The organism is Bradyrhizobium sp. SZCCHNR3119, from assembly GCF_032487775.1.
Classification (GTDB): domain Bacteria; phylum Pseudomonadota; class Alphaproteobacteria; order Rhizobiales; family Xanthobacteraceae; genus Bradyrhizobium.
In genome coordinates, this window is record NZ_JAUEUV010000002.1 from 1,251,228 (window position 1) to 1,263,429 (window position 12,202).

Genomic DNA, 12,202 nt, shown 5'->3' on the forward strand with positions numbered 1-12,202 from the left:
CGAATAGCGAATAGCGAATAGCGAATAGCGAATAGCGAATAGGATGATGGAAGATGGGGTTCTTCCGTCAAGCCTATTCGCCACTCCCTACTGGCTACTCGCCTCTAGAAGTTGCGCTGAGCGCGCATCAGGAGCGAGACCGAGTCCTGGTCCTTCAGCTGGTAAACGGCGGCCGGTTTGGCAATCGCGCCAACAGCGGGAGCCGTCGCATTTCCCGTGAACTTCTGATCCAAGCGGGTCCAAGCCACGTCGGCCGAGAAGGTCAGGTTCTTCACCGGCGTCCAGCGGGTGATCACACCCAGCGTGGAGATGTTGAAGTCCGGATTGCAGTTCGCCGGTGTGATGCCCAGCGCGACGATGCCGGCCCCGTTGCAGATCAGTCCCTTGGCGGTGGCGTTATACTTGACGGCACTCCAGGATCCGTAGACCGCCGTATTCCAATAGGGATCCCAGTTGTGGGTGAAGGCGCCGCGGAAGCCATAAGTCGTCGTCAGCTGCTGCTGGGTGCCGACGCCGAACACGGAATCGGACACGCCGGCGAAGCCGAGACTCTGGAAGGCGCCGGCGACGTTGCTGCCGCCGTACATTGCGTAGTTGATCGGCGCCAGGCTCTGGAAATTGTAGCGGCTCGCACCGTTGGTGTAGACGCCTTGAATGTTCAGGGTATCGCCAGGGCCTGTCGGGATGTTCTTGATCGACAGGGCCAATTGACCGGCAAAGCCCCATTTGTCGGCCGGATGGCCCGTGGTCTGATTCGCACCGTAGTAGGCGGCATGATTGTCGTGCGCCGCAACGGACGCCTGGAACAGACCCCAGGCCTGGTCGACGCGGACCGCACCGACGATGTCGGGTGCGACGTTGCCGCCGAAATCGCTGGCACCGTATGCACCGGTCAGGACACCAGCAGCCGTCTGCAGCGAGGTATTCCATATGTTGGACTGCGAATACGCCGTCGCATCCTGGGCCGAGATCGAAGCCGTGATACCCTGCCCGAAGTCCGCCGTATAGGAGAACTGGTTGACGCCGGTGACGGTGCCGCTGCCTCCGGTCAGACCATCGAAGTTGTTGCCGGGATAATTGGTCCAGGGCGCGTCGAACTGCGACACGGCCTTACCCATCGTGAATCCGGCGAACTGAATGAACGCGTAGAAGACTCCGAGCGTGCCGCCTGCGATAGCGCCCGCATTGGCATTGTTCGGCGCAGTGGCGCCAGTAGCGCCGAGCTGCGAATAGACCGTGGCTCCGGGGGTGGTGCCGCTACCGGTGTAGCTGTCCGTCGTCCATTGAAACACGGCATCGAAATAGGTTCGCACCACACCGTATTCGGTGGCGGTGCGGGTGTCGATGTTCAGGTCGGCACGCGAACGAGTCGTATAGTAGTTGCTCAGCCGGTTATTTGCGCCGCCGGGACCGTTGGTCGCGTTCTGAAAGACGGCGTTAGTGCCGAATGCAGCTTCGGCGCGCAGATAGCCGCCGAGCTTGACGCAGGTGTCGGTGCCGGGGATGTAGTAGAAGCCAGCGCCGTACAAAGAGCAGACCTTCACATACTCCACCGGTTTTGCCTTGATCGGCAGATCGGCCGCCTGTGCTCCCCCCACCGCGAGCAACACCGCCGTCGAGCCAAGAATAAGGCTCTTCCCCATATTCATTCCAACCTCCAAACTGCTCTCTTGCTCAGGACCCTTGATCACGATCCGAAGTTTCTCTGCCCACAGTGCCAACCCGATCACCCGGAGACACGGTGACCGCCATTAGAGGTGCAGTCGCAACAATGATGGGGCGCCTTTCGTGTTTTATCGGACCATTATCGTGACGAGCCCCAACGGCGCTCGGGTTGCGCTTCGGACACGCACACGGTCTCGCCCGGCGTGAGACTTCAATAATCCTCGGATTTGTCGCCGTTGATCCCGATCGCCCGCTTTGCGCCAAATAGGTGTGGCCGCGACGAAACAGCGCGTCTCATCCCGCGACGAGCGTGATCGGCCCTTTAAGGCTGCTCGCGGCACGAGGCTCTCGTTGCCGGACATAGTTCAAAGCTGCTGCGACAAGGAGTTGGCGAGCAGAACGCCCCGGCTCGCCGCGGGCGTGACAAAGGTTTGGCCCGCCCCGCCACATGCTGGGCTTGGCTGCCACGAGGTCAACGCGAAAGCAAAATCAGATCAGCACGGACCGTCCACGAGCTCTCCGCAATGTTGGACGATTTGGCAGCGACGCTCTCCAGTGAGATTTCGAGTTCGCTGACCGGAAGAGACAGCGCGCAATCGGAGAGAACAGTGGCCGTCGCTGCGATACCCTCGAAGCGATCAACGCAAACAAAAGCCTCCGGCAGTTTCCTGCCGGAGGCTTCTTGGATCGTTGTCAGGCGACCGGGATTACCAGTTGCGCTGAGCGCGGAGCAGCAAGGAGACCGAGTTCTGGTCCTTCATCTCGTAGAGGGCAGTCGGCTTGGCAGCGGGCGTCACGCCCGGATTTGCGACAAGACCGGCATACTTCTGGTCGAGGTTGGTCCAGGCCAAGTCGGCCGAGAAGGTCAGGTTCTTAACCGGGGTCCAGCGCGTGATCAGACCCAGCGTCGAGATGTTGAAGTCCGGGTTGCAGGTGAAGCTGGCAGTCGCGACCGCCAACATTCCCGGGCTGCCGCAGATCAGACCCTTGGCGGTGGAGCTGTACCGCACAGCAGCCCACGAACCGTAGATCGCCGTGTTCCAGTACGGACTCCAGTTGTGGGTGTAACCACCGCGGAAGCCGTAGGTCGTCGTCAGCTCCATGCCGGTGCCGAGACCGAAGACCGCATCAGAGACGCCCGCGAAAGCGAGGCTCTGATAGGCCAGCGGGTTTCCGGTGCTACCATACATCTGATAGGTGGTCGGAACGAGGCTCTGCGCGTTGTAGCGGCTCGCGCCGTTGGTGTAGACGCCCTGGATGTTGATGGTGTCACCAGGCCCGGTCGGGATGTTCTTGATCGACAGAGCCAGTTGGCCGGCCCAGCCCCACTTGTCGCTGGGATGACCAGTGAGTTCAGTGGCGCCGTAGTAAGCGGCGTGGTTGTCATGCGCAGCCAAGTTCGCCTGGAACAGGCCCCAGGCCTGGTCGACGCGGACCTGACCGATGATGTCCGGGGAACGCGTGCCACCGAACGCGCTGCCACCGTACGCACCGCCGACGACACCGCCAGCCGTCGCGAGAGAGGTGTTCCAGAGATTGGTCTGGTAGTAGCCAGTCTGGTCTTCTGCCGAGATCGAGGCCGTGATGCCCTGACCGAAGTCGGCGGTGTAGGCGAACTGGTTGACACCGGTGACGGTGCCGCCGCCGCCCCACAGACCGTCGATGTTGTTGCCCGGATAGTTGTTCCAAGGCGTGTCGAACTGCGACACGGCCTTACCCATGGTGAAGCCGGCGAACTGGATGAAGGCGTAGTACACGCCAAGCGAACCGCCGGCAATGTTGCCGCCGCCCGCGTTACCCGGTGCGGAAGAGGTCGTACCGGCAATGACGTCGTAACCGGTCGCACCACCCGCCGTGCCGGTAAAGTTGCCGGTCGTCCAGGAGAAGGTCGCATCGAAATAGGTACGGACCACGCCATATTCGGTCGCGGTGCGGGTGTCGATGTTCAGATCTTCACGCGAGCGGGTGTAGTAATAGTTGCTGAGGCGGTTTTTCGCACCAGAAGGAAGCGTGACCGCGTTGTTGTAGATACCGTTCGAAGCAATGCCCGTCTCGACGCGCAGATAGCCGCCGAGCTTGATGCAGGTGTCGGTGCCGGGAATGTAGTAGAAACCCGCACCATACAGGGAGCAAACCTTCACATACTCGACCGCTTTGGCCTTGATCGGAAGGTCGGCCGCCTGAGCCCCACCCATGGCGACCAGGGCCGCCGCTGAGCCGAGGATAAGGCTCTTAACCGTCTTCATGCTAAACCTCCAAGTTGCTCTCTGAGAAAGAACCGAACCAAGATCCCCCAGGACGCTCCGGCCTTTCCCATCCCGAAAAACCGCTCCAGCCGCCTCGCGCCATCGGACACACCCGCATCACGCGAGGGACTTCAGCGAAACATCTGTCGCGGGACGATCGAGTATCCCCCACCGTCGTCAGGAACTATGCCTTCGCTCATTCCGTAATCAAAATAGTTTATGAGATCAGCTAATTGAATGAGCGGATGATGTGTCCTGGCCGCAACACTTGTGGGGCCATGGTGCAGTGCATGGCAGGCCAGCGCGCATCTCCTAGATAAGTGATTTTGTTATGGATTTGTTTAAACTAGGGTCGTGAGGGAAAATTGGATGATTGCGAGCTATGGCGCCCATCAGGAAACCCAAAAGCGAGACGCCAACTACGGCTCCCCTGTCATCTCTCGTAACAGCCGACAAGAATCAGGATGCGGTTCGCCGATTCACCTGGGAGATCGCTTCCATCAGCGTGCATCTGGAGGAGCTTCGCTACTTCTGGGCCAAAGCGCTTGGCGTCAGCGGACCGCAATGGATGATTCTGATGGCGATCGCTGACCTGGATCAGGGCGACGGTATTCCGGTCAACGGCGTTGCAAAAATGCTGCACGTCGATCCCTCCTTCGTCACCACCCAGTCGAAGCTTCTGGAGAAGAAAGGCTTCATGCGCAGGAAATCGGCGCAGGAAGATGCACGCGTGGTGAGGATGTCGCTCACCGAAAAGACCTACGGGCAACTCGCCGCCCTGGCCGCCCAGCAGGACGAGATCCACAGCTTCATTTTCGAGCAATTCGAAAAGCGCGACCTGGCGGCCTTCACCGACAAGCTCGCTGCTCTCAAGGAGCGAATCGAAAAAGCCTGCATGAAGCTGGCGCTAGGTCTCTAACCGGACCAGCTGACCAGTTCCGCGCAATCAGCTTTGCAGGCGCTTGCAGTCGCGAAGGCGTGCTGCAATCCAGTCGAACGCGAACTCATTGGCCACTGCCGCAAACTCGGCGCTGCCGGACTCGCCGGAGAAGATCTTGAGCGTGACGTCCGGGTGCTCGCGTTTCATCTGCGCGACCAAATCGGTGGCATGATCGGGGCGCAGCCAGCCTCGTTTTGGCAGCGCAATCAGGACAGGACACATAATGTGGCGCGTCACCCTGCTCGCCCCCATACTCAGCGCAATTGCGCTTCCGCCCGGCATACACCGCCGCGTGACAAACGCCCGCTCATGCATGTCCCATAGCCCGGCGTCGCAGACAGCCGCCGCGTAGCGCTGATCCAGCGCGATCCCGCGCGCGACGAAGGAGGATCCCCAATCGTCGGCCAGGATGGCGATCCGCGCGTCGTCAACATCGTCGCGGGAGGTGACATAATCCATCACGCTGCCGACCGCGGATTCGAGATCGCGGCTGCCCACCAGCTCCTCGAACCGACCACCTGGGTCGGCGCCGAGCAGATCGACGACCAGAAGGGAGAGGCCACGATCGATGGCGTAGCCGGCATGCTTCAACAGCGCCGGCTCCTTGCGGCGCCCCGGTTCAACGAAACAGACGACCGTTGCCGCCTTTCCGGATTCCCCTCTCGCCGGAAGAAAATAGCCCTGGAGCGGATAATCCACGCGCCAGGGAATCGTGACGACCGCGCCCTTTGGGTCGCTAGCGCGCAGAAAAGCCTCAGCACAGGCCCGCAAGCGCGCGAGCACCACCTGGTGCCGATCGCTCGAGCCGTCGAAGGGAAAGGCCGCAGCTTCGTAGTAGTTGATTGCGCGGAGCCAGCCGCTACGGGCCGCTTCCCCGCAGCACTCGGCAGAGGTCTCCGCAACCAAACGCGCCTGATCGCCGATCCGCATCCATTCGCGGTACCAGGAATCGTCGTCAGCGATATCGATGCGGCCCGCCGTCGCCATGCATTCGGCGATATCATCGCCACCACCGGGCAGGCTCCCCAAGAGCCGCGCGAACTCGTCGGAAAGATACTCCCTCCCCGGCCAGAGGCTCCACGCACGCCTCAAGATGTTTTCCGTCCTCATCGAAGACCACTTTCCCGCTAGGCGGTTCCCCACGTCATGTTGAGATATTTTGACGCAGAGTGACCGACGGGAGAATTTCCCGTCAAGATAACGGACCGCCCTTTGTTGGTACGATATCAGACAGAAGGCCGCAGAAATCGACGGCTCGAACTGGGCGCTCTCAGCGCGACCGAGCGCTCATATGCAAATGAAATCAAAAACAAGCGCAGGGAACAAACGCTCTCAAGAATGTCAACGAGCTCTCTTGAGAGCAACGCACAATACTGGACGAAGAAACCTCCAGCGGGGCATCGCCGGAGGTTTCGGAGGTCTAACATTAGAGAGGTTATGTCTCTCCAGTTGCCGCTCTTCGGTGAGCCACGATACCACAGCAAATTAGCTTATCAACTCATATGTCTTCAATATCTTTTTTGAAGACGCCGGCACTTTTTTTCGCTTTTCTCTCCCACCCGCGACCATCAGGGGGCTGTGGCAGAGAGCCAAGTCACGGCGACAGGCTACGCCCTCACCGTCACTTGGATCAGCTTCACTTCGCGCAGTTTAATCCGGTTCAATCTTGGTGAGACCGCGACTCACTTAGAGCGAGTGCTCGTGCCGGGGCATGTCGGTAAAGAGCCGAAAGCGGTCCCGGACAAAGCGATGACAGTCGCAGCCACATCGCCTCAATCCATCCAGATCCAGGATTCGCAGCGCGCCACGCGTCCGCGCCACAATCCCCTGGGCTTCAAGTTCCGCAAGAGCAACGGAGACGCCCGGCCGCCGGACTCCCAAGGCGTCCGCGAGTAAACCGTGGGTCACCGGCAGCACGTCAGTCTCGACCAAATCATGCGCAAGCAGCAGCCATCGCGCGAGCCGCTCGGACAGTTCGTGCTTTGCGTTGCACATCGCGATCTGCGCCTTCAGCGCCATCAGCACCTGCACATATCTCAGCAGATGCTCCTTGATGGACGGCCGCTCCACCATCACCGCGCGGAGTTTCTCGGCCTCGATTCCAAGCGCCAGCCCCGGCACCAGCACGACCGTGCGCTGGATCGCAATCATCGTCCCGAGCACGACCGAGACGCCGATGAAGCCGCAACGTCCGATGCTGGCGACTTCGACCGCGCCATCCTTTGGGCTGCGGATCACCCGCGAGATCAGACCGCTCTCGACGAAATAGACCGCATTCGGACAGCGGAAGGCGTCATACACGACATCGTTGCGCCGCAACGGCACGGCGTAGAGATGAGGACGGAGCAGCGCGAAATCCGGTTCCGGAAGAGTGGCCAGAATCCAGTTCCGAACCTTGTGCGCTGACTGCGATGGCGAAACGGGTGATGTCGCCGGAACCAATTCGAACATCGTCCTCCCAAATCCGCCTGTCTGCAAACACACGCGGCCGCGTTTTTAGACTTCCATCCTGCAAGGCCTTGCGCGCCAGGTAAAGAACAAAAAGCCTGAAACGCCAGTGGTATTGCTTGTCTTCGCCGGCGGACTATTGGTTCGTCGCGCAATGACGCAACAACCAATACAATACAATAAGTTACATTAACAACCTCAACGAGCACGACAGAGTTCAACGGTCGCACATCAGAAAAAAGCCCCCGGCAGTCGCCTGCCGGGGGCTCTTGATCACGTATTTAAAGGATCAGATCAGAAGTTGCGCTGAGCGCGCAGCAGCAGGCTGATCGAGTTCTGGTCCTTCATCTCGTAGAGGCCAGCCGGCTTGGCAACGCCGGTGGCGGTGGCCGCATTGGTGGCCAGACCGGAGTACTTCTGGTCGATGTTGGTCCAGACCAAGTCACCCGAGAAGGTCAGGTTCTTGACCGGGGTCCAGCGGGTGATGATACCCAGCGACGAGATGTTGAAGTCCGGGTTGCAGGCGAAGCCGGGACCGGCGATCGCCAGCATGCCGGGGCTGCTGCAGATCAGACCCTTGGCAGTGGAGCTGTAGCTCACAGCGGCCCACGAACCGTAGATCGCCGTGTTCCAGTACGGGTTCCAGTTGTGGGTGTAGGCGCCACGGAAGCCGTAGGTGGTGGTCAGCTCCTGGCCAGTGCCGACACCGAACACGGAGTCAGCCAGGCCAGCAATACCGAGGCTCTGATAGGCGAGCGCATTGCCGCTGCTGCCGTAAACGGCCATGGCGGTCGGCACGAGGCTCTGAGCGTTGTAACGGCTCGCGCCGTTGGTGTAGACGCCCTGGACGTTGATGGTGTCGCCAGGTCCGGTCGGGATGTTCTTGATCGACAGAGAGAGCTGACCAGCCCAGCCCCACTTGTCGCTGGGATGACCAGTGACCTCGCTCGCGCCGTAATAGCCCGTGTGGTTGTCATGCGCTGCGAACGACGCTTGGAACAGGCCCCAGGCCTGGTCGACACGAACCGAACCGATGATGTCGGGCGAGCGGGTGCCGCCGTACGAATTGCCACCGTACGAACCGCCCAGCACGCCACCGGCCGTCGCGAGAGACGTGTTCCAGAGGTTGGTCTGATAGTAGCCGGTCGGATCCTCCGCCGAGATCGAGGCGGTGATGCCCTGACCGAAGTCAGCGGTGTAGGCGAACTGGTTCACACCGGTGACCGTGCCGCTGCCGCCCCACAGGCCATCGAAGTTATTGCCGGGATAGTTGGTCCAGGGCGCGTCGAACTGCGACACCGCCTTACCCATCGTGAACCCGGCGAACTGGATGAAGGCGTAGTACACGCCAAGCGAACCGCCAGCAACGGTACCGCCGCTCGCGTTACCCGGGGCCGAAGAGGTCGTGCCGGAGATGACGTCGTAACCGGTCGCACCACCGCCCGTGCCGGTGAAGTTACCGGTGGTCCAGGTGAAGGTCGCATCGAAATAGGTACGAACCACGCCATATTCGGTCGCGGTGCGGGTGTCGATGTTCAGGTCTTCACGGGAGCGGGTGTAGTAGTAGTTGCTCAGGCGGTTGTTGGCGCCAGGAGCGCCGGAGAGCGCGCTGTTGTACTCGCCGCCGCTGCGCATGGACACTTCGGCGCGCAGATAGCCGCCGAGCTTGATGCAGGTGTCGGTGCCGGGGATGTAGTAGAAGCCGGCGCCGTAGAGGGAGCAAACCTTCACATACTCGACCGCCTTGGCCTTGATCGGAAGGTCAGCTGCCTGAGCCCCAGCAACGGCAAGCAGAGTCGCCGCCGAGCCCAGGGCAAGGCTCTTGATCACGTTCATAATGTTAAACCTCCAAGTTGCTCAGTCAGGGAAGGTTCCGCCTCCGCTGGGTGTGAGACACCCTTGGATTTCGTACCCCGATCCCCTTCGACCCGTCGCTCAGCCGCATCGCGCACTCGGACACCCGCGTGAACGCGAGGAACTTGAGCGAACGACCTAAACGGGACGACGCAGGGATGCCCCCCTCCGTCGCATCGCCAGAATTACCGAACCCCATTGCACACGCAACAAAGGAACCGCCACAGTGAAGGCAATGCGGCTCGTTTTTGAAATGGTGTTGCACAAATAGCACTCGGCCGTTTCCGCGAGGGCTCCTGACAAGATTTTGTTTTCCTTAGTTTTTCTTTCACTTCGGCAGAGCGACCGAAGTCCTTGTGGCCCGACCGTGCTCTTTGGGTCGATCCGCCACCGCGCGCGTCTCGCCGCTCTCACGTTCCTTTTTTGGCGAGAATCGTCCGCCGCCCGCCACACCTTGGTTGGATTCGAAACCTCGCAGCCAGCGCGCCCGTGCCGCAGCGCAGCAAGACGAGGACCGACGCAAGCTGCGATCGGCGAAGCGCGATCGCACACACCAATTCAGATTTTAGCTAGTCGAGCATCGTCACCGCGCCGACGCGGTCGCGTTTGGCGCTAAGGACTTCTGCTACACTCGTTTTTCCGAATCCTGCCCCGAGCGACAATGGTACGTCGCGGCGGAAGCGATGCAGCTGGGCCGACACCGCCCCTCGTCAACGTCGGAATGGGCGGCGCCTTTCGATCAAGAACGGTCTCGGAGAAAGGCGATCGCGTCGGACAACAACCTGTCGCGCCCGCGCTCCGGCCGGTCGAGATGGACGTAATGGGTCGCTCCCTGCAGCGTTTCCGCCTTCACCGACCGGGCTTGGGTCAGATCGCGACGGAGATTCTCAAGGTCCTCCGGCCGGCTCCAGAAATCATGGTCGGACCGCAGGACCAGCACCCGCGCAGTGATCGCGGAGGCGTTCCACAGCTTTCGCCCGGACGCGAGTTCGAAGGAATCCGCGATCGCCCCCATTGGCGCGCGGAACGATGGCGGCTCGCGTTGCGCGCTCGTGGGATCGGAGGCGAGCGCAGCAGCCTGATAGGCCCGCAGGACCGCCGGGTCGCGCCACGCCGGCTTGTCGGCAAGCGGAATCGAGGCGTCCCATGACGGTGTGAGAGAGGCCGCCGTGCTGAATCCGAAGGCCCCGACCTTGGTCCCATCAAGGCGCGACGGGTCGGCGGAATCGGTGAGCGGACCGCCCGGCCCCAGCGTCGGGTGGCCGACATGCCCGCCATACAGGCTGTTGAGGATGACGAGGTGACTTACGGCGTCCGGATGAAGGCTTGCGAACATTCCCGCCCAATGGCCGCCCGTCGCCCATCCGAGCAGGGCGACTTGATGCGCGCCGGTTCGCCTTTGAACATCTTGCACGACCGCCGCGATGTCGCGCACGACCTCGCCGGAACGGACGAGAGGCGGCCGGCCGGCCGGATCACCCTCCTGCCCCGTCCGCGTCGAGCCGCCGTAACCACGCACGTCCATAATGAAGACATCCAGCCCTGCGGCGGCAAAATCGGCGGCGAGCGATCCATGCGGCGCGTCCAGATCGAACGAGGCGATGCCGGGCACGCGCGCACCGTGGACGAGGATCAGAGGCGGCCCCGCCGGCGCCGCGTCGGACGATGCGACCTCGCGCACCGCGAGAGTTATCCCGGCATCGCTAGCGACCTTGAAATCGTTTCTTCTCACTTCAATGCCTCCAGCCTCGATTGGACCGGCCGTGCCCAGCGCGCAACAGACGACAGCCAGAAAGCAGATCCGACGCATGCCGCACCTCATCAAACCAATTCCCGACCTAACTGGTCTTCCAAATTGATCCGATCTACATCCTGGATCATATTGTTTGATATGGCAGACATATCGAACGTCGAATTCCGCCACCTTCGCCATTTCATTGCGGTGGCTGAAGAGCTGCATTTCCGGCGTGCCGCGACCCGCCTCGGCATGACCCAGCCACCCCTGTCGCAATCGATCGCCGGGCTGGAAGCTGCGCTCGGCGTCGAGCTCTTCGATCGCTCGCGCCGCCAGGTCAGCCTCACCGAGGCAGGGCACGCATTCCTTGGCGAAGCTCGCCTCATCCTCGATGCGATCGGGCGGGCAGCCGCGAAGGCGCGCGCCGCGGCCGACGGACATTCCGGCATCCTGCGCCTCACCCATGTCGGCACCGCGAGCTATGCCTTGCTGCCGCGCCTGATCGCTTCCTATCGCGCGCTTTTTCCGCGGGTCGCGATCGACATCACCGAACGCACGACCGCGTCACAGATCGAAGCGCTGTCGCGCGGGGAAGCGGACATCGGCCTGGTGCGGATGCCGGTGCCGGAAGCCCCCGACCTGCGTTTCGAAATCATCGACAGCGAGCCGTTCCTGGTCGCCCTGCCCGACGGACATCCACTCTCGCCGCGCGACGTCATCGGCCTCGGCGAACTGGCAAGCGAACCCTTCGTCATGTTTCCTGCGCGCGAGGCGCCGGCCTTCTACGCCCGGATCATCTCCGCCTGCGAGGAGGAAGGGTTCGTGATGAATGTCGCGCAGGAGGCGACCGAGATGCATACGCTCGTCAGCATGGTCGCGGCCCGGCTCGGCATTGCGTTGGTGCCCGCCTCGCTTCGCCACCTGCATCAGCCCGGCGTGGTCTACCGCCGCTGCGATCCCGCCCCCGCCTCACTGCGCGCCGACATGGCCCTGGGCAGATCCGTCGTCGGTCGTCACGGCTTTTCTCGAGGTCGCCCGGACGGCGCGTGGCGCTCAAGGCCATCCATGACTAAAGGCCGGAATCGGTCGCCTTCGACCATCCAAAGCGCCAGTGGCAGGGTGATGCAATACCGCGCGATTCACCCGGAACTCGACCTACAGCGGGGGTCAAGAGGACCTTGGTCGGACGGGGAGCTGGCGGAGACGGAGGGATTCGAACCCTCGATAGGGCTTTACAACCCTATAACGGTTTAGCAAACCGCCGCCTTCAGCCACTCGGCCACGTCTCCGGCTGCGGTCGGTATGCCCGACCCC

Annotated in this window: 7 protein-coding genes, 1 tRNA gene and 1 pseudogene; 2 read left to right on the forward strand and 7 right to left on the reverse strand. The window is 61.8% G+C overall.

Annotation, left to right across the window (positions count from 1 at the left end; all coding sequences use genetic code 11):
• Positions 1-104: 104 nt before the first annotated feature.
• The gene (locus QX034_RS33225; RefSeq protein ID WP_315703334.1) at positions 105-1,649 is read right to left on the reverse strand and encodes a porin; all 1,545 of its coding nucleotides are present in this window, start codon (positions 1,647-1,649) and stop codon (positions 105-107) included.
• Positions 1,650-2,372: 723 nt separating this feature from the next.
• Positions 2,373-3,911 (reverse strand): porin, encoded by a 1,539-nt coding sequence (locus QX034_RS33230; RefSeq protein WP_315744345.1) that lies wholly within the window; start codon positions 3,909-3,911, stop codon positions 2,373-2,375.
• A 382-nt stretch (positions 3,912-4,293) separates the two neighbouring features.
• Between QX034_RS33230 and QX034_RS33235 the strand changes: the two genes are divergently transcribed.
• Positions 4,294-4,830 carry a MarR family winged helix-turn-helix transcriptional regulator gene (locus QX034_RS33235; protein ID WP_315744346.1) on the forward strand — a complete coding sequence of 179 codons (537 nt, stop codon included), beginning with the start codon at positions 4,294-4,296 and terminating at the stop codon, positions 4,828-4,830.
• 27 nt (positions 4,831-4,857) lie between these two features.
• Here QX034_RS33235 and QX034_RS33240 read toward each other — a convergent pair whose 3' ends face one another.
• The 4 genes from QX034_RS33240 to QX034_RS33255 form a co-directional block, all read right to left on the reverse strand.
• Positions 4,858-5,961 (reverse strand): hypothetical protein, encoded by a 1,104-nt coding sequence (locus QX034_RS33240; RefSeq protein WP_315703332.1) that lies wholly within the window; start codon positions 5,959-5,961, stop codon positions 4,858-4,860.
• 576 nt (positions 5,962-6,537) lie between these two features.
• Complete coding sequence (locus QX034_RS33245; protein ID WP_315769124.1) at positions 6,538-7,302, reverse strand: Crp/Fnr family transcriptional regulator; 765 nt, start codon at positions 7,300-7,302, stop codon at positions 6,538-6,540.
• Positions 7,303-7,593: 291 nt separating this feature from the next.
• Complete coding sequence (locus QX034_RS33250) at positions 7,594-9,135, reverse strand: porin (RefSeq protein ID WP_315703330.1); 1,542 nt, start codon at positions 9,133-9,135, stop codon at positions 7,594-7,596.
• Between the two features lie 757 nt (positions 9,136-9,892).
• Positions 9,893-10,885 (reverse strand): alpha/beta fold hydrolase, encoded by a 993-nt coding sequence (locus tag QX034_RS33255; protein ID WP_315769121.1) that lies wholly within the window; start codon positions 10,883-10,885, stop codon positions 9,893-9,895.
• Between the two features lie 159 nt (positions 10,886-11,044).
• Here QX034_RS33255 and QX034_RS34115 point away from each other — a divergent pair.
• Positions 11,045-11,800: pseudogene (locus QX034_RS34115) on the forward strand (LysR substrate-binding domain-containing protein); the annotation flags it as partial.
• Between the two features lie 283 nt (positions 11,801-12,083).
• Here QX034_RS34115 and QX034_RS33265 read toward each other — a convergent pair.
• Positions 12,084-12,177 (reverse strand) — tRNA-Ser (locus QX034_RS33265).
• Positions 12,178-12,202: the final 25 nt, after the last annotated feature.